25 protein-coding genes are annotated in these 14,569 nt (G+C 65.1%); 20 read left to right on the top strand and 5 right to left on the bottom strand.

Going from position 1 to position 14,569, the window contains the following annotated elements:
• Positions 1-8: 8 nt before the first annotated feature.
• From rplB to VL752_RS10765, 19 genes are all read left to right on the top strand, one after another.
• On the top strand, positions 9-842 hold the full coding sequence (gene rplB, locus VL752_RS10675; RefSeq protein WP_325354952.1) for a 50S ribosomal protein L2: 834 nt from the start codon (positions 9-11) through the stop codon (positions 840-842).
• A gap of 4 nt (positions 843-846) precedes the next feature.
• Positions 847-1,125, top strand: coding sequence for a 30S ribosomal protein S19 (gene rpsS, locus VL752_RS10680; RefSeq protein WP_227307419.1), 279 nt, complete (start codon positions 847-849; stop codon positions 1,123-1,125).
• A gap of 3 nt (positions 1,126-1,128) precedes the next feature.
• Positions 1,129-1,533: a 50S ribosomal protein L22 gene (gene rplV, locus VL752_RS10685; protein WP_325354956.1), complete on the top strand. Its 405-nt coding sequence runs from the start codon at positions 1,129-1,131 to the stop codon at positions 1,531-1,533.
• Position 1,534: 1 nt separating this feature from the next.
• Complete coding sequence (rpsC, locus tag VL752_RS10690; protein WP_325354958.1) at positions 1,535-2,212, top strand: 30S ribosomal protein S3; 678 nt, start codon at positions 1,535-1,537, stop codon at positions 2,210-2,212.
• Between the two features lie 16 nt (positions 2,213-2,228).
• Positions 2,229-2,645, top strand: a complete 417-nt coding sequence (rplP, locus tag VL752_RS10695) for a 50S ribosomal protein L16 (RefSeq protein WP_325354960.1) — start codon at positions 2,229-2,231, stop codon at positions 2,643-2,645.
• Between the two features lie 2 nt (positions 2,646-2,647).
• Positions 2,648-2,857: a 50S ribosomal protein L29 gene (gene rpmC, locus VL752_RS10700; protein ID WP_325354962.1), complete on the top strand. Its 210-nt coding sequence runs from the start codon at positions 2,648-2,650 to the stop codon at positions 2,855-2,857.
• 13 nt (positions 2,858-2,870) lie between these two features.
• Positions 2,871-3,167 carry a 30S ribosomal protein S17 gene (gene rpsQ / locus VL752_RS10705; protein WP_325354964.1) on the top strand — a complete coding sequence of 99 codons (297 nt, stop codon included), beginning with the start codon at positions 2,871-2,873 and terminating at the stop codon, positions 3,165-3,167.
• 10 nt (positions 3,168-3,177) lie between these two features.
• Complete coding sequence (rplN, locus tag VL752_RS10710; RefSeq protein ID WP_227307413.1) at positions 3,178-3,546, top strand: 50S ribosomal protein L14; 369 nt, start codon at positions 3,178-3,180, stop codon at positions 3,544-3,546.
• Between the two features lie 2 nt (positions 3,547-3,548).
• Positions 3,549-3,869 (top strand): 50S ribosomal protein L24, encoded by a 321-nt coding sequence (rplX, locus tag VL752_RS10715; RefSeq protein ID WP_325354966.1) that lies wholly within the window; start codon positions 3,549-3,551, stop codon positions 3,867-3,869.
• Positions 3,870-3,899: 30 nt separating this feature from the next.
• Positions 3,900-4,439, top strand: a complete 540-nt coding sequence (rplE, locus tag VL752_RS10720) for a 50S ribosomal protein L5 (RefSeq protein ID WP_408863106.1) — start codon at positions 3,900-3,902, stop codon at positions 4,437-4,439.
• A 77-nt stretch (positions 4,440-4,516) separates the two neighbouring features.
• Positions 4,517-4,822, top strand: a complete 306-nt coding sequence (rpsN, locus tag VL752_RS10725) for a 30S ribosomal protein S14 (RefSeq protein WP_325354970.1) — start codon at positions 4,517-4,519, stop codon at positions 4,820-4,822.
• A gap of 15 nt (positions 4,823-4,837) precedes the next feature.
• Entirely contained in the window at positions 4,838-5,236 is a 399-nt protein-coding gene (gene rpsH / locus VL752_RS10730) for a 30S ribosomal protein S8 (protein WP_325354972.1), read from the top strand.
• A gap of 13 nt (positions 5,237-5,249) precedes the next feature.
• Positions 5,250-5,786, top strand: coding sequence for a 50S ribosomal protein L6 (rplF, locus tag VL752_RS10735; RefSeq protein ID WP_325354974.1), 537 nt, complete (start codon positions 5,250-5,252; stop codon positions 5,784-5,786).
• The gene (gene rplR, locus VL752_RS10740; RefSeq protein WP_325354976.1) at positions 5,786-6,148 is read left to right on the top strand and encodes a 50S ribosomal protein L18; all 363 of its coding nucleotides are present in this window, start codon (positions 5,786-5,788) and stop codon (positions 6,146-6,148) included. The genes rplF and rplR overlap by 1 nt, the downstream gene beginning before the upstream one ends.
• A 13-nt stretch (positions 6,149-6,161) precedes the next feature.
• Positions 6,162-6,734, top strand: coding sequence for a 30S ribosomal protein S5 (gene rpsE / locus VL752_RS10745; RefSeq protein ID WP_325354978.1), 573 nt, complete (start codon positions 6,162-6,164; stop codon positions 6,732-6,734).
• Entirely contained in the window at positions 6,724-6,915 is a 192-nt protein-coding gene (rpmD, locus tag VL752_RS10750; protein WP_325354980.1) for a 50S ribosomal protein L30, read from the top strand. Before rpsE ends, rpmD begins: the two co-directional genes overlap by 11 nt.
• 27 nt (positions 6,916-6,942) lie before the next feature.
• Positions 6,943-7,422, top strand: a complete 480-nt coding sequence (gene rplO, locus VL752_RS10755) for a 50S ribosomal protein L15 (protein ID WP_325354982.1) — start codon at positions 6,943-6,945, stop codon at positions 7,420-7,422.
• A gap of 156 nt (positions 7,423-7,578) precedes the next feature.
• Positions 7,579-8,445: an SDR family NAD(P)-dependent oxidoreductase gene (locus VL752_RS10760; protein WP_325354984.1), complete on the top strand. Its 867-nt coding sequence runs from the start codon at positions 7,579-7,581 to the stop codon at positions 8,443-8,445.
• 49 nt (positions 8,446-8,494) lie between these two features.
• The gene (locus tag VL752_RS10765; RefSeq protein WP_325354986.1) at positions 8,495-8,746 is read left to right on the top strand and encodes a DUF3297 family protein; all 252 of its coding nucleotides are present in this window, start codon (positions 8,495-8,497) and stop codon (positions 8,744-8,746) included.
• Positions 8,747-8,790: 44 nt separating this feature from the next.
• On the opposite strand, the gene VL752_RS10770 is transcribed toward VL752_RS10765, so the two are convergent.
• Entirely contained in the window at positions 8,791-9,924 is a 1,134-nt protein-coding gene (locus VL752_RS10770) for a glycosyltransferase family 4 protein (RefSeq protein ID WP_325354988.1), read from the bottom strand.
• A gap of 6 nt (positions 9,925-9,930) precedes the next feature.
• Positions 9,931-11,712, bottom strand: a complete 1,782-nt coding sequence (locus VL752_RS10775; RefSeq protein WP_325355004.1) for an aminopeptidase P family protein — start codon at positions 11,710-11,712, stop codon at positions 9,931-9,933.
• 175 nt (positions 11,713-11,887) lie between these two features.
• On the opposite strand from VL752_RS10775, the gene VL752_RS10780 reads away from it, so the two are divergent.
• Positions 11,888-12,124 (top strand): DUF1127 domain-containing protein, encoded by a 237-nt coding sequence (locus tag VL752_RS10780; RefSeq protein ID WP_325354990.1) that lies wholly within the window; start codon positions 11,888-11,890, stop codon positions 12,122-12,124.
• 53 nt (positions 12,125-12,177) lie between these two features.
• Here VL752_RS10780 and VL752_RS10785 read toward each other — a convergent pair whose 3' ends face one another.
• The 3 genes from VL752_RS10785 to VL752_RS10795 form a co-directional block, all read right to left on the bottom strand.
• Complete coding sequence (locus VL752_RS10785) at positions 12,178-13,071, bottom strand: polysaccharide deacetylase family protein (RefSeq protein ID WP_325354992.1); 894 nt, start codon at positions 13,069-13,071, stop codon at positions 12,178-12,180.
• The gene (locus tag VL752_RS10790; protein ID WP_325354994.1) at positions 13,068-13,949 is read right to left on the bottom strand and encodes a 50S ribosomal protein L11 methyltransferase; all 882 of its coding nucleotides are present in this window, start codon (positions 13,947-13,949) and stop codon (positions 13,068-13,070) included. The genes VL752_RS10785 and VL752_RS10790 overlap by 4 nt, the downstream gene beginning before the upstream one ends.
• Positions 13,949-14,569 (bottom strand): 3'-5' exonuclease (locus tag VL752_RS10795; RefSeq protein WP_325354996.1); only part of this gene is annotated, 621 nt, incomplete at its 5' end. The genes VL752_RS10795 and VL752_RS10790, both read right to left, overlap by 1 nt.

Consider the following 14,569-nt stretch of genomic DNA (forward strand, 5'->3'; position numbering starts at 1 on the left):
GATAGATCATGGCGCTGAAGCAATTTAATCCCGTCACCCCAAGCCTTCGCGGCACCGTTCTGGTGTCTCGCGAGGGTCTGTGGAAGGGCAAGCCGGTCAAGGGTTTGACGGTCGGTAAGACCTCCTCTGGCGGCCGCAACAATCATGGCCACACCACGGTGCGTTTCCGGGGCGGCGGACACAAGCAGAGCTACCGCGTCGTCGATTTCAAGCGCCGCAAGTTCGATGTGCCGGCGACGGTCGAGCGGATCGAGTATGACCCGAACCGTACCGCGTTCATCGCCCTGCTCAAGTATCAGGACGGTGAACTTGCGTACATCGTCGCGCCGCAGCGTCTCGCGGTGGGTGACTCGGTGGTGGCCGGCCAGCGCGCCGACATCAAGCCGGGCAATGCGATGCCGATGTCCGCGATCCCCGTGGGCACCATCATCCACAATATCGAGATGAAGCCGGGTGCAGGCGGCAAGGTCGCGCGTTCCGCCGGCACCTTCGCCCAGCTCGTGGGCAAGGACGCGGGCTACGCCCAGGTCAAGCTGATGTCGGGTGAGCTGCGTATCGTGCGCGCCGAATGCATGGCGACGATCGGTGCAGTGTCCAACCCGGACAACTCGAACATCCATATCGGCAAGGCCGGCCGCTCGCGGTGGCTGGGGCGCCGCCCGCATAACCGCGGCGTCGTCATGAACCCGGTCGATCACCCGCATGGCGGTGGCGAAGGCCGCACCTCGGGTGGCCGTCATCCGGTGACGCCGTGGGGCAAGCCGACCAAGGGCTATAAGACTCGCGTTAACAAGCGGACGGACAAGTTGATCATCCGCCGGCGCAACAAGAGCAAGGGCTGAGTCCATGTCACGCTCCGTTTGGAAAGGCCCGTTTGTAGACGGGTACCTCCTGAACAAGGCCGAGGCCGCACGCGCCTCGGGCCGCAACGAAATCATCAAGATCTGGTCCCGTCGGTCGACGATCCTGCCGCAGTTCATCGGCCTGACCTTTGGAGTCTACAACGGGCACAAGTTTCTGCCCGTCCAGGTCAACGAGAACATGGTCGGGCACAAGTTCGGCGAATTCTCGCCGACGCGTACCTTCACGGGCCATTCGGCCGACAAGAAGGCAAAGCGGGGCTGATCGATGAGCAAGCCGAAACATCCCCGGTCCCTCGCGGAGACCGAAGCCCAGGCGCTGGTCAGTAACCTGCGCGTGAGCCCCCGCAAGCTGAACCTCGTCGCTGGGCTGATCCGGAACAAGCCGGCATCCGTCGCGGTTGCGCAGCTGACCTTCAGCAAGCGCCGCATCGCGAACGACGTGCGCAAGGCGCTGCAGAGCGCGATTGCGAATGCCGAGAACAACCATCAGCTGGACGTCGACCGCCTGGTCGTGACCAAGGCTGAGGTTGGTCGTTCGATCGTGATGCGCCGGTTCCATGCACGTGGCCGCGGCCGCGCCGCCCGCGTCGAGAAGTGGTTCAGCCACCTGAAGATCGTCGTTGCCGAGCGGGCGCAAGAAGCAGCGCCCTCCGAGCAGGAGGCCGTGTAATATGGGTCATAAAGTCAATCCGATCGGCCTTCGCCTCGGGATCAACCGTACCTGGGAGAGCCGCTGGTTCGCCGGGAAGGACTACGCGAAGCTGCTGCATGACGACCTGAAGCTGCGCACGCATCTGCGCAAGAAGCTCTCCGGCGCGGGCGTCTCCCGCGTGGTGATCGAGCGTCCTGCGAAGAAGCCGCGCGTCACTATTTATGCCGCCCGCCCGGGCGTGGTGATCGGCAAGAAGGGTCAGGATATCGAGGTTCTGCGCAAGGATCTCACCAACATGGCGAAGGCCGAGGTCTCCCTGAACATCATGGAGATTCGCAAGCCTGAGATCGACGCGACGCTGGTTGCCGAGAATATCGCGCAGCAGCTGGAGCGCCGCGTGGCTTTCCGCCGCGCCATGAAGCGTGCGGTTCAGTCCGCCATGCGCCTCGGGGCCCAGGGTATCCGCATCAATTGCGGCGGCCGTTTGGGTGGTGCCGAAATCGCGCGGATGGAATGGTACCGCGAAGGTCGCGTGCCGCTGCATACGCTGCGCGCGGATATTGATTACGGTGTTGCTACGGCGAAGACGACTTATGGGACCTGCGGCGTGAAGGTCTGGATCTTCAAGGGTGAGATCCTGACGCACGATCCGATGGCGCAGGACCGCAAGGCCGCCGAACAGGCGCCGCAGCGGTAAGGATTGGACACGGACAATGCTTTCTCCCAAGCGCACGAAATACCGCAAGGCGCACAAGGGCCGTATCCACGGCCTCGCCAAGGGTAACACGCAGCTGACGTTCGGTGCCTTTGGCCTCAAGGCCATGGAGCCCGAGCGCATTACCGCGCGCCAGATCGAATCCGCTCGCCGGGCGATCACGCGTCACATGAAGCGCGCCGGCCGCGTGTGGATCAGGATTTTTCCGGATGTCCCCGTTTCGGCGAAGCCCGCCGAAGTGCGCATGGGCTCCGGTAAGGGTAGCCCCGAGTTTTGGGTGGCTCGGGTCAAGCCTGGCCGCATCATGTTCGAGATCGACGGCGTTCCCACCGACATCGCGCAGCAGGCGCTGACGCTCGGTGCGGCGAAGCTGCCGATCAAGACCAAGTTCGTCACCCGTATCGGGGAGGCGTGATCATGGCGAACAAGGCGACTGACATCCGGACGAAGACTCCGGACGAGCTGGAGGCGCAGTTGGTTGACCTGCGTCGTGAGCAGTTCAACCTACGGTTCCAGCGTGCTACGGGGCAGACCGAAAGTGTCGGCCGCGTGCGGGCTGTGCGGCGCGAAATCGCCCGAGTCAAAACCATCATCGCGGAGCGCACACGCGCTTCCGCTAAAGCCTGAGGAGATTAGGGCGATGTCTAGACGCGTCCTGTCAGGGCGGGTGGTAAGCGATAAGATGGACAAGACCGTGACGGTCTTGGTCGAGCGTCGCGTCATGCACCCGCTTTACAAGAAGTTCATTCGTCGGTCGAAGCGCTATCCGGCGCATGACGAGGAAAATATCTGCAAGCCCGGCGACCTGGTGCGGATCGAGGAATGCCCTCCGATCAGCAAGCGCAAGGCTTGGATCGTGATCGAGCGGAATGGTCAGACCCTGTTCCCCGAGGTCGACGTGACGGAAGCGGCGTCTGCCGCTCCCGCTCAGGCCTGAGGAGAGAGCGATGATTCATCCTGAGACCAACCTCGACGTTGCCGACAATTCCGGTGCCCGCCGCGTGCAGTGCATCAAGGTGATCGGCGGCTCGAAGCGCAAGACCGCATCCGTGGGCGACGTCATCGTCGTCGCGGTGAAGGATGCCATTCCGCGCGGCAAGGTGAAGAAGGGCGACGTGCACCAGGCTGTGATCGTGCGCACCTCCTACCCCGTGCGCCGTGCCGATGGCAGCGCCATTCGTTTCGACCGCAATGCGGCCGTTCTGATCAACAAGCAGAACGAGCCCATCGGCACGCGTATCTTCGGGCCCGTCGTGCGCGAGCTGCGCGCCCGCAAGTTCATGAAGATCATCAGCCTCGCGCCGGAGGTGATCTGATCATGGCCGCGCGTATTCGTAAGGGTGATCGCGTCGTCGTCATCACTGGCGCCGATCGCGGCAAGCGGGGCGAGGTGACGCAGGTTCTGCCGAAGCTGAACCGCGCCGTCGTTGAGGGTGTTGCTGTCGCCGTGAAGCACCAGAAGCCGACCCGTATGGGTGAGCAGGGTGGCCTCGTTCGGCGTGAGCGCGCGATCAACCTGTCCAATCTTATGCTGATCGATCCGAAGAGCGATCAACCGACCCGGGTGGGGTTCCGGATTCTGGAGGACGGCCGCAAGGTTCGCGTCGCCAAGAAGACCGGCGCTCTCATCGAAAGCTGAGGAGGCTAAAGGGTGAGCGACGTTAAGGCTATGGCGCGGCTGCATGCGCATTACAACGAGGTGGTGCGCGCCAAGCTGCAGGAGGAGTTCAAGTATACGAACCCGATGCAGCTGCCGCGCCTCGAGAAGATCGTCCTGAACATGGGCGTGGGCGAAGCGGCGGCCGACCAGAAGAAGCTGGACGCGGCGGTTGCTGAAATGACGCTGATCGCCGGTCAGAAGCCGGTCAAGACGGTGGCGAAGAAGGCCATCGCCGGTTTCAAGATCCGCAAGGGTCTGCCGATCGGCTGCAAGGTCACGCTGCGCTCTGCCCGGATGTACGAGTTCCTCGACCGCCTGGTCACGATCGCCCTGCCGCGCGTCCGCGATTTCCGCGGCATCACCGGCAAGGGTTTTGACGGCCGCGGCAATTTCGCCATGGGCGTCAAGGAACAGATCATCTTCCCGGAAATCGTCTACGACAAGGTGGACGCGGTTCGGGGTATGGACATCGTGTTCGTGACCACGGCAAAGACGGATGCGGAAGCCAAGGCCCTACTCAAGGCCTTTGAGCTGCCGTTCGCGAACTGAGCTTAATTCGACGAGATTTGGAAAACCACGGCCACCGCTCCTGCGGTGGGCCGATAGGTTCCGGAGGGTAAAACAGGATGGCCAAAACTTCCCAGGTCAACCGCAACGCCAAGCGCATGCAGATGTCTGCGCGCGACAAGGCGAAGCGTGCGGCTCTGAAGGCGATCGTTAAGGACCGCGAGCTGCCGGTTGAAGACCGGTTCGAAGCGTCCGTGAAGCTCGCGCAGCTGCCGCGCAACGGGTCTGCGACCCGCGTGCGCCTGCGCTGTGAGCTCACGGGCCGCTCGCGCGCCAACTATCGCAAATTCCGCCTGAGCCGTATTGCGCTCCGCGACCTCGCCAGCTCCGGGCAGATTCCCGGCATGGTCAAGGCTAGCTGGTAAGGAAAGGGATCACCGATGTCCATGTCCGATCCCTTGGGGGATATGCTCACACGCATTCGTAATGCGCAGCGAGCCAACCATACCGTCTGCATCGCGCCGAATTCGCGCCTGCGTGCGAACGTTCTCGATGTTCTGAAGCGTGAGGGCTATATCCGTGGCTTCTCGAGCGAGGAACTGCGGCCGGGTATTTCCCAGCTGCGCATCGAGCTGAAGTACAATGAGGGCCAGCCGGTCATCAAGGAGATCACCCGCGTCTCCCGCCCCGGCCGCCGCGTCTATTCGAAGATCAAGGAATTGCCCCGGGTCTATAGCGGCCTCGGCGTTTCCATTCTCTCCACGCCGCGTGGCGTGATGAGTGACCAAGAGGCCCGCGCTGCCAATGTCGGCGGCGAAGTCCTCTGCCGGGTCTTCTAAGGGGGGCTGGGAAATGTCGCGCGTAGGTAAGTATCCGGTCACCATCCCCGCCGGGGTTGATGTGGCCATCGCCAACAATATCCTGACCGCCAAGGGTAAGCTCGGCACACTGACGCTGCCGCTCTCGACCGAACTGGTGGACACGACGGTTGCTGACGGTCGGGTGACCGTCGAGCCGAAGTCGAAGGCCGCGCCGTCCCGCATGATGTGGGGCACGACGCGGGCGCTCGTCGCCAATATGGTGAAGGGCGTTTCCGCCGGCTTCTCGAAGTCCATGGAAGTCACCGGCACCGGTTATCGTGCAGCGGTTCAGGGTCCGAACCTGGTCATCAACCTCGGCTATTCGCATGACGTGATCTACCCGATCCCGGAAGGGATCAAGATCACCTGCGAGAAGCCGACGTCGATCAAGGTCGAAGGCGTGGACAAGCGGCTCGTCGGCCAGGTGGCTGCCGAGATCAGGTCGAAGCGTCCGCCGGAACCCTATAAGGGTAAGGGGGTTCGTTACACCGACGAGACCATCCGCCGTAAAGAAGGTAAGAAGAAGTAATGAGCGCGAACCAGGATCTCCGGGTGCGTCGCCGGGAGCGGCTTCGCTTCCAGCTGCGCCAGAAGTCCGGTGGCCGGGTACGGCTGTCGGTGTTTCGTTCCAGCAAGCATATCTATGCGCAGGTGATCGACGATGTGGCGGGCCGCACGCTCGCAACCGCGTCCTCGATCGAGGCCGATCTGCGCCGCGATCTCAAGACCGGCGCGGACAAGGATGCCGCGACGGCCGTGGGCAAGCTTCTGGCCGAGCGCGCTCTTGCCGCTGGCGTGAAGGAAGTGGTCTTCGATCGTGGGTCCTATCTCTACCACGGTCGCGTGAAAGCTCTGGCCGAAGCCGCCCGTGAGGGCGGTCTGGCCTTCTAAGGGGAACGAAGCAATGGCACGGGAACCGAGAGAAGGCGGCCGCGGCGGGCGTGAGCGCGAGCGCGAGCATAGTGACGAGTTCATCGACAAGCTGGTGACCATCAACCGCGTTGCCAAGGTGGTGAAGGGTGGCCGTCGTTTCGCCTTCGCCGCCCTGGTTGTGGTCGGTGATCAGAAGGGTCGCGTGGGTTTCGGCGCCGGCAAGGCGCGTGAAGTCCCCGAGGCGATCCGCAAGGCCACGGAACGGGCGAAGCGTAACCTGATCCGCGTGCCGATGAAGGAAGGCCGCACGCTGCATCATGACGCGCTGGGCCATTTCGGCGCCGGGCAGGTCATTCTGCGCGCGGCCCCGGCGGGCACCGGCATCATCGCCGGCGGTCCGATGCGCGCGGTGCTGGAGACCCTGGGCATCGGTGACGTCGTCGCCAAGTCCATGGGTAGCCGCAACCCGCACAACATGATCAAGGCGACCTTCGACGCCTTGCAGCATTGCGCAAGCCCGCGCTCCGTCGCCGCCCGCCGTGGCAAGAAGGTGTCGGACATCCTGGGCAAGCGCGAGACCGCGGAGGTGGCAGATGCCGTCTGATCGTACGATCACTGTCAAGCAGATCACCTCTGGCAACGGGCAGAAGCCCGGCCAGCAGGCGACGTTGATCGGGCTCGGCCTGAACAAGATCGGTCGTGTGCGCGAGCTGGAGGACACTCCCTCGGTGCGCGGGATGATCAACAAGGTCGCCCATCTGGTGAAGGTTGTGGAAAAGGCCTGACCCCGGTCAGACCTTAAGGATTGAACCATGAAGCTCAATGAACTGCGCGATAATCCCGGCGCGCGTCCCAAGTCGAAGCGGCTCGGCCGCGGCATCGGCTCCGGCAAGGGCAAGACGTCGGGCAAGGGCGTGAAGGGCCAGAAGGCGCGTGAGGGCGTGTCCCTCAACGGCTTCGAGGGCGGTCAGCTCCCGATCTATCGTCGTCTGCCCAAGCGCGGCTTTAAGAACCCGACCCGCAAGGTCTATGCGCCGTTGAACCTCGACCTGCTCGACCACGCGGTTGGCGCGGGTGTGCTCGACGCTGCTCAGACCATTACCGAGGCAAATCTCGTGGAAGCCGGTGTCGTCAACCTCGCCAAGATGTCGGGCGTGCGTCTGCTCGGCCGCGGTGCGGTGACCCGAGCGATCACGATCTCGGTTTCCGGCGCTTCCGCGACGGCGGTGGCGGCGATCGAGGCGGCCGGTGGCCGGGTCGAGATCCTGGGCGAGACCGCCTCGGCCGAATAAGCATCCACCCTCCGGGGCGGTTGAAGAACAAGGGGCGCCCGGTCATGAGCCGGACGCCCCTTTTCCGTTTGGGGCGCCCAAGCAGCCGGTTTTGATGCTCCAACCACCCGCGTTAGACTAGAAGCTTCAGGAACATAGAGAGAAAAGGTGAGCGCCATGACCGAGAAGTCTGCGTCCACGCATCCCGTCTTCCAGCCCGGGCGTGTTGCCGTCATCACCGGCGCCGCGAGCGGCATCGGTCTTGCCGCCGCCGACTATTGCGCGGCCCAGGGCATGCACCTCTGCCTCGCCGATGCCAATGCCGAGGCGCTGGAGGCGGCGCGAGCCCGGTTAAGTTCCGCGGGCCAGGCACGGGTGATGGCGCTGCCCACGGATGTATCCCGCCGCGAGGCTGTGGAGCGCTTGCGCGACGAGGCTTTCAGGGCCTTCGGCGCGGTGCATTTCCTCATGAACAATGCGGGGCGTGAAGGCGCCGGCGGGCTCTTCGGCGATCCGGCCGTCTGGGACGCGATCCTTGGGGTTAATCTCTGGGGTGTCATCCACGGCTGCCAGGCCTTCGCACCGGCCATGATCGCGCAGGATGCGCCCTCGGTCATTGTCAACACGGGGTCCAAACAGGGCATCACCTGCCCGCCCGGCAATACCGCCTACAACGTCTCCAAGGCCGGCGTGAAGGTGGTGACGGAAGCGTTGGCGCATGAGCTGCGCAGCCAGCGCGACTGTCAGGTGCAGGCACATCTGCTGGTTCCGGGCTTTACCTTCACCGGCCTCACGCGCGCCCGCGTGGATACCAAGCCGCCCGGCGCCTGGAGCCCGGAGCAGGTCGTCTCCTTCATGGTTGAGCGGATGGAAGCGGGCGACTTCTATATCATGTGCCCGGACAATGACGTGACGCGTGACCTCGACAATGCCCGGATGCTGTGGGCGGCGATGGACATTGTCGAAAACCGTCCGCCGTTGTCCCGCTGGCATCCCGACTACGCCGAGGCGTTCAAGGCGTTCCTGGCTGATCGCGGCCTCTGACCCTCCGGCGCCATTCAGTCATCGTGCTTCGTCATCAAAGGCCCCATCCATGACCGACACTCCTCCTGACCGCCTCTCCGTCAATCCCAAAAGCCCCTGGTTCGACGAAGCCGCGCTGGAGCGCGGCGTAGGCATTCGCTTCAAGGGCGCCGAGAAAACCAATGTCGAGGAATATTGCGTGAGCGAGGGTTGGGTGCGGCTCTCGGTCGGCAAGTCGGTCGATCGTCATGGCAATCCGCTCACCATGAAGGTGAACGGACCGGTCGAGCCCTATTTCCGGGATGATTCAGGCGAGGCCTGATTTCGCTCCGGTCCTCATCCCGGAACACGGGCGCGGCGAGCCGGTTATGATCGGCTCGCCAGCACCTCCTCATACACGGCGATGGTCGCGGCCTGCATGGCGGCGATCGTGTAATGGGCGAGAACGGAGGCGCGAGCCTGCTCGCCCATCTCCTGCCGGGCCTCTGCCGGTGCATCGAGCACCGCGGCGATCATTCCGGCGAGCGCCTGCACATCGCCGGGGGGGACGAGAAGCCCTGTCTCCTGATCGGTGATCGTCTCGGCGGCGCCGCCGTGGCCCGCCGCGATCACGACCCGTTCCATGGCCTGGGCCTCGATTACGGCACGGCCGAAGGCCTCCGGTTCGGTCGAGGCGCTGACGACGACATCCGCGAGAAGAAGTGCCGCCGGCATGTCCGCGCAATGACCCACGAACTTGATCTGGCGAGTGACACCCTGCGCGGCCGCCTGATCGAGCAGCTCGCGCACATAGGTGTGGCGCCCCTGGTCGGAGCCCACGAAGACCGCGAAGAGATTGGGCCGCTTGAGCAGGCTCAGCGCCTCGATCAGCACGCTCTGCCCCTTCCAGCGTGACACGCGGGCGGGCAGCAGCACGACCTGCGCCCCTTCCGGCAGGCCCCAGGCCTGGGCGAGCCGTCCGACGCGCAGGCCGAGTGCCGCATGGGGGTCAAAAACCGCGGGGTCGATGCCGCGCGGAATGAGGCGGAGCTTTTCCTCCGTCACGCCATGCTGGCGACGGACGAGATCGGCGATGAAGCCGCTTGCCGCGATGACGCGGGCACCGCGGGTCATGACGCTGTTGTACAGGCGCTTGCTGCGCGATCCCTCCGAATAGGCGCCGTGGTAGGTAGTGACAAAGGGAATGCCGGTGGCCTGGCAGGCTTTCAGCACTGACCAGGCAGGCGCGCGGGAACGGGCATGGACGAGATCCACGCGCTCTTCCCGCATCAACCGGGCAAGGGTGGTGGCATTGCGCCAGATGCCCCATGGGGTCTTGGTTTTCAGCGGCAGGGCGATGTGCCGCCCGCCCGCGCGTTCGACAGCGGGCACGAGCCTCCCGCCCTGGCTCGCGACCAGCGGGGTCCAGCCCTGCCGCGCGATCGCCTCGACCATCTCGACCGTTCCCCGCTCGACGCCGCCGCTGTCGAGTGCGGGGAGAACCTGCAGAATGGTAGGCAAGGCTGGCTACAGCGGCGCGCAGGCAGAGGCGAGCCAGGTGGCGACAGCGCCGGTGAGCTGCGGGCCGACGCGGCGCCACACCTCCGCATGATAGCCGTCCAGCCATTGGCGTTCGGCAGGGGTGAGCAGCGCCGTCTCGATGAGCGCGCGGTCGAAGGGGGCCCAGGTAATGGTCTCGAACTCCAGGAAAGGCTTCACGCCGTCGGCTTGGGCCGCGGCGGGCTGCACGATGAGCAGATTCTCAAGGCGAATACCGTAAGCGCCCGGCAGGTAGTAGCCCGGTTCATTGGAGAGGATCATGCCCGATTTGAGGGGGATGGGCCGGGCCGCGCGAGACAGGCTCACCGGACCCTCATGCACCGAAAGATAGGCGCCGACGCCATGGCCCGTGCCGTGGTCGTAATCGAGCCCGGCCTGCCAGAGTGGCGCGCGGGCGAAGGCATCGAGATGGGCCCCCGCGACCCCTTGCGGGAAGCGCAGGGTCGCGATGCCGATATGGCCTTTCAGAACGCGGGTGAAGCGATCCTTCAGAGCGGCCGGCGGCCTATCCGGCCCGGTCCAGATGGTCCGGGTGACGTCCGTCGTCCCATCTTCGTACTGAGCGCCGGAATCGACGAGATAGACCTCGTTCGGCGCGAGCCGGCGGTTGCTTTCGGGCGAGACGCGATAATGGATGATGGCGCCGTTCTCACCCGCGCCGGAAATGGCCGGGAAGCTTTCCTCGCGGAATTCCGGCGCCTCGGCCCGGAAGGCGAGGAGCGCGGCGGCGGCAGAGATTTCCGTCTGCGTCCCGGTTTTGCCGTTCTCCGACAGCCAGTGCAGATAGCGGCAGAGGGCGATGGCGTCCCGCCCATGGGCGCGGCGGGCACCGTCCTGCTCCACCGGGTTCTTGCAGGCTTTCGGCAGCGCGATCGGGTCTGGCCCGGCAATGACCTCGGCGCCGGCCGCGCGCAGACGCTGTGCGAACCAGACGGGCGAGGCCTGGGAATCGACGCGTACGCGCAGACCCTTCAATGCATCGAGTGCCGTACCGAGTGCCGCGCGCGGTTCGAGGCTCACCGTGTTGCCGAGATGCAGGCGCACCTCGTCGGAAATCTTCTCCGGCGCCATGAAGAGGGTCGCCGTGGCGTCCGCGCGGAGGATGAGGAAGCCGAGGGCGAGCGGCGCGAAGGGCACGTCGGCGCCGCGAATGTTGAGCAGCCAATTAATCGCCGGGGGATCGGTGATGACGGCGGCATCCTCGCCGGCTGCCTTCAGGATGCCGGCGATCTCGGCTCGCTTTTCCTCGGCCGACCGTCCGGCGAAGGCCGCCGGATAAATGGAGACCGCGGCCTTGGGCGGCGGCGGCTGATCCTGCCAGATGCGGTCGATGGGGTTCTCGGGGAGCGGCACGAAGGTGAGGGCAGGCACCGCGCGGATCAGCCGGTCGAGCGTCTCCTCGGCGATGAGAAGCGGATCATAGCCAATGCGAGCACCCGCGGGTACCGCTTCCTTCAGCCAGTCGGCCGGCGGCTCGTCCGTCACGTGGCGATAATCCCAGAGCGTGCCGTCCACCTCCTGCCGCACCTGCAGAACATAGCGCCCGTCCACGAAAATCGCTGCCCGTTCCGCAAGTGCGATGGCGAGCCCGGCACTCCCGGTGAAGCCGGTCAGCCAGGCCAGGCGCTCGGCACCCGCCGGCACGTATTCGCCGAGATGCTCATCCGACCGGGGCACCAGGAAACCGTCTATTCCAACCTCCGGGAAGACGGTGCGCAGTGCGGCAAGACGGCCGGAAAAAGTCAGCATGGCGTAGCTTTCGTGAAAGATATGTGTCTGCTTCATAACCTTGGCGTGATCATGCTCGGCTTGCATGTCAGCCTGATCTTCTTGCCGCAACATTTTGCGCTGCGGCATTGCTATATGCCGATTCAGCGAACGGCCCGAGAAAGAAAAGTGGCCGTCGTATTAAGGACATATTCCGATGAACGCCTTCATCAACACTTCCTCCACCGCCTCGGCAGCGCGTGGCTCCGCGGGTCGTCTCAACCGCTTCAGCGCGCCCGTTCTGCGCATGGGCCAGTGGGTCCGTGATCTCGGCCGCCGCAGCGCCGTGATCAATGAGCTCGACCGCCTCAGCGACCGCGAACTCGCCGACATCGGCCTGAACCGCAGCGAAATCCGCTCCATCTTTTCGATGGCCGCTCGCGACGCCCGGTAATGCCGAAGCGCTCATGCGTCTGAAAGGGCAGGTCTGATCCGGACCTGCCCTTTTCATTGGGGCGGGGCGGGCAGAACCCGGGCCGCATGATCCGCGATGTCCCCGGCGCGGCACAGCCAGACCCGGTCACGCGGGTGTGCCACATGGGCGAGCGCCCGGCGCAGGTGCCGCAGGCGATAGGGCTGGCCCAGGATATAGGGATGGAGTGCGATGCCCATGACGAGGGGCTGCTCCACCGATTGCTCCAGCATCTCGTTGAAATTGTCCACGATCATGTCAGCGAATTCCGCAGCGCCCATGCGGCGCACGGCGATCGCCGGAATGTCGTTCACTTCCTGCGGATAGGGCACGGAGAGGAGCGGCTTTCCGCTCCGCGTGCGCAGCCAGGTCGGCTGATCGTCATGGCACCAGTTGAGCGTGTACTGGTAGCCGGCCTCCGCCAGCAGATCGGGCGTGACGGCGCTTTCCGCGATCCAGGGGCTGAGCCAGCCCATCGGTGCGACCCCTTCATTCCGGCGGATCGCCGCCGTCGCTTCGGCGATCAGCGCCGTTTCCTCGGCCTCGGGCAGAAGGCTTTGCCGTTCGGAATTGGTGCGGCCATGGCCCGCGATCTCGTCGCCGCGGGTGCGGAACGCGGCCACCACCTCCGGGCAGTAATCATAGAGGCTGCTGTTGAGCAGCACGGTTGTTGGCAGGGACAGCCCATCGAAAAGCTGCAGCATGCGCCAGATGCCGACGCGGTTGCCGTAGTCCCGCCAGGCGTAGTTGAGTACGTCCGGAGGCGGGCCGCCGGGGGCGAGCTCGGCGCCCAGTCCCTCGCCAAAAGCGAAATGCTCGAGATTGATGCCGAGATAGATGGCGAGGCGCTGGCCGCCCGGCCAATCGTAATCCGGCCGCGCCGTGATCGGCGCATAATCGTAGCGGTTGTGATGCGCGAGGGCGCTCATGGCTTGCGGAGCAACAGCGCGCTCCACTGTCCCTCGGGGAAGCGGCGTTCGAGAACCAGGCCCTGCCGGCGGTGGGCGGCGAGCACCATGCGCTCCTGCGTCGCCAAAAGCCCGGCCAGGATCGCGCGGCCGCCGGGTGCGAGATGCTGGGAGAGGGGATAGGCCATCGAACAGAGCGGACGGGCCAGGATATTGGCGAAGACGAGATCATAGGGCGCACCGGCACGGGTGGCTGTGCCTTTCCAGCCATCCGCGAGCGACACCCTGATCATCCGGGTAACCCCGTTCAGCGCCGCATTCTGCTGGGTGACGCGCACCGACCAGGGGTCGATATCGGTCGCGATGACGGGCCGCTTCAGAAGCTTGGCCGCCGCCATCGCGAGGATGCCGGAACCGGTGCCGAGATCGAGGATCCGCTGTGGCCGGCGGTGCGCCATGAACTCCAGCGCCCGCAGACAGCCGCGGGTTGAGCCATGTTCGCCGCTGCCGAAGGCGAGGCCGGCATCGACGGTCAGCGTGTGGCGGCCCTGGACGAGCGGCGCCGTTTCATGCGTGCCGCGCACGGCGAAGTGTCGACCGATCAACTGCTCGGGGAATTGCTCGAGATTGCGGGCAAGCCAGCCTTCGGCTTCCGTGGGCACATGCTCGACCATAACCTCCACGCCGGACAATGCGCCGGCCAGCATCAGGGCCGTTGCAAGCTCATCATCGCGGTCGCCGATCGGCTTCACGGCTTCGAGCCGCCAGGGCCCCTCATCCTCGTCCCGGAAGAAACCGACGGTCGGACAGACGGACAGCAGCGCCTGCTCGTAGAAGGGCAGCGCCTCCTCCGGCACGAGCAGCGAGACGGTTTCGAGCGGGGTTGCACGGCGGGCCATCAGGCAGGTTCCACGAACGTATCGAGCACGCGTTTCTCGCCGCTCTTCTCGAAGGCGATGTCAAGGCGGTTGTCGTCCACGGCAAGGACGGTGCCGTAGCCGAATTTCTGATGAAAGACGCGGCTGCCCACCGGAATCGTCTCTTTTCGCGGCGGGCGGGAGGTCTGTTCCCAGGCGCCGGGGGCCTGCCTCGGACGGCTTGCGGCAAGGGGGAAGGCGCCGGTGAAGATCGGCGGCGCGTTCATCCGCTGCTGCCGTTCCTGCCCCGCGGTCCCGCTCTGGGCGACGTGTTCGGACGGCAGTTCCTCGATGAAGCGGCTCGGCACGCTTGACTGCCAATTGGCGTAGATGCGGCGATTGGCGGCGTGGCTGATGATGGCACGAAGCCGGGCGCGCGTGATGCCGACATAGGCAAGGCGGCGCTCCTCCTCGAGCCCCTTGAGGCCGCTTTCGTCCATGGACCTTTGGCTGGGGAACAACCCCTCCTCCCAGCCGGGCAGGAAGACCGTGTCGAATTCCAGCCCCTTGGCGCCATGCAGCGTCATCAGGCTGACGCGATCGGTCTCGCTGCTTTCCTCATTCTCCATGACCAGGGCGACATGGTCGAGGAAGGCCGCGAG

The organism is Acidisoma sp. (assembly GCF_035492295.1).
In the GTDB taxonomy this organism is placed as follows: domain Bacteria; phylum Pseudomonadota; class Alphaproteobacteria; order Acetobacterales; family Acetobacteraceae; genus Acidisoma.

Bases quoted from the DNA above. Each gene is read 5' to 3' on its own strand.
- rplB (WP_325354952.1), top strand. From the start codon at position 9: ATGGCGCTGAAGCAATTTAATCCCGTCACCCCAAGCCTTCGCGGCACC.
- rpsS (WP_227307419.1), top strand. From the start codon at position 847: ATGTCACGCTCCGTTTGGAAAGGCCCGTTTGTAGACGGGTACCTCCTG.
- rplV (WP_325354956.1), top strand. From the start codon at position 1,129: ATGAGCAAGCCGAAACATCCCCGGTCCCTCGCGGAGACCGAAGCCCAG.
- rpsC (WP_325354958.1), top strand. From the start codon at position 1,535: ATGGGTCATAAAGTCAATCCGATCGGCCTTCGCCTCGGGATCAACCGT.
- rplP (WP_325354960.1), top strand. From the start codon at position 2,229: ATGCTTTCTCCCAAGCGCACGAAATACCGCAAGGCGCACAAGGGCCGT.
- rpmC (WP_325354962.1), top strand. From the start codon at position 2,648: ATGGCGAACAAGGCGACTGACATCCGGACGAAGACTCCGGACGAGCTG.
- rpsQ (WP_325354964.1), top strand. From the start codon at position 2,871: ATGTCTAGACGCGTCCTGTCAGGGCGGGTGGTAAGCGATAAGATGGAC.
- rplN (WP_227307413.1), top strand. From the start codon at position 3,178: ATGATTCATCCTGAGACCAACCTCGACGTTGCCGACAATTCCGGTGCC.
- rplX (WP_325354966.1), top strand. From the start codon at position 3,549: ATGGCCGCGCGTATTCGTAAGGGTGATCGCGTCGTCGTCATCACTGGC.
- rplE (WP_408863106.1), top strand. From the start codon at position 3,900: ATGGCGCGGCTGCATGCGCATTACAACGAGGTGGTGCGCGCCAAGCTG.
- rpsN (WP_325354970.1), top strand. From the start codon at position 4,517: ATGGCCAAAACTTCCCAGGTCAACCGCAACGCCAAGCGCATGCAGATG.
- rpsH (WP_325354972.1), top strand. From the start codon at position 4,838: ATGTCCATGTCCGATCCCTTGGGGGATATGCTCACACGCATTCGTAAT.
- rplF (WP_325354974.1), top strand. From the start codon at position 5,250: ATGTCGCGCGTAGGTAAGTATCCGGTCACCATCCCCGCCGGGGTTGAT.
- rplR (WP_325354976.1), top strand. From the start codon at position 5,786: ATGAGCGCGAACCAGGATCTCCGGGTGCGTCGCCGGGAGCGGCTTCGC.
- rpsE (WP_325354978.1), top strand. From the start codon at position 6,162: ATGGCACGGGAACCGAGAGAAGGCGGCCGCGGCGGGCGTGAGCGCGAG.
- rpmD (WP_325354980.1), top strand. From the start codon at position 6,724: ATGCCGTCTGATCGTACGATCACTGTCAAGCAGATCACCTCTGGCAAC.
- rplO (WP_325354982.1), top strand. From the start codon at position 6,943: ATGAAGCTCAATGAACTGCGCGATAATCCCGGCGCGCGTCCCAAGTCG.
- VL752_RS10760 (WP_325354984.1), top strand. From the start codon at position 7,579: ATGACCGAGAAGTCTGCGTCCACGCATCCCGTCTTCCAGCCCGGGCGT.
- VL752_RS10765 (WP_325354986.1), top strand. From the start codon at position 8,495: ATGACCGACACTCCTCCTGACCGCCTCTCCGTCAATCCCAAAAGCCCC.
- VL752_RS10775 (WP_325355004.1), bottom strand. From the start codon at position 11,712: ATGCTGACTTTTTCCGGCCGTCTTGCCGCACTGCGCACCGTCTTCCCG.
- VL752_RS10780 (WP_325354990.1), top strand. From the start codon at position 11,888: ATGAACGCCTTCATCAACACTTCCTCCACCGCCTCGGCAGCGCGTGGC.
- VL752_RS10785 (WP_325354992.1), bottom strand. From the start codon at position 13,071: ATGAGCGCCCTCGCGCATCACAACCGCTACGATTATGCGCCGATCACG.
- VL752_RS10790 (WP_325354994.1), bottom strand. From the start codon at position 13,949: ATGGCCCGCCGTGCAACCCCGCTCGAAACCGTCTCGCTGCTCGTGCCG.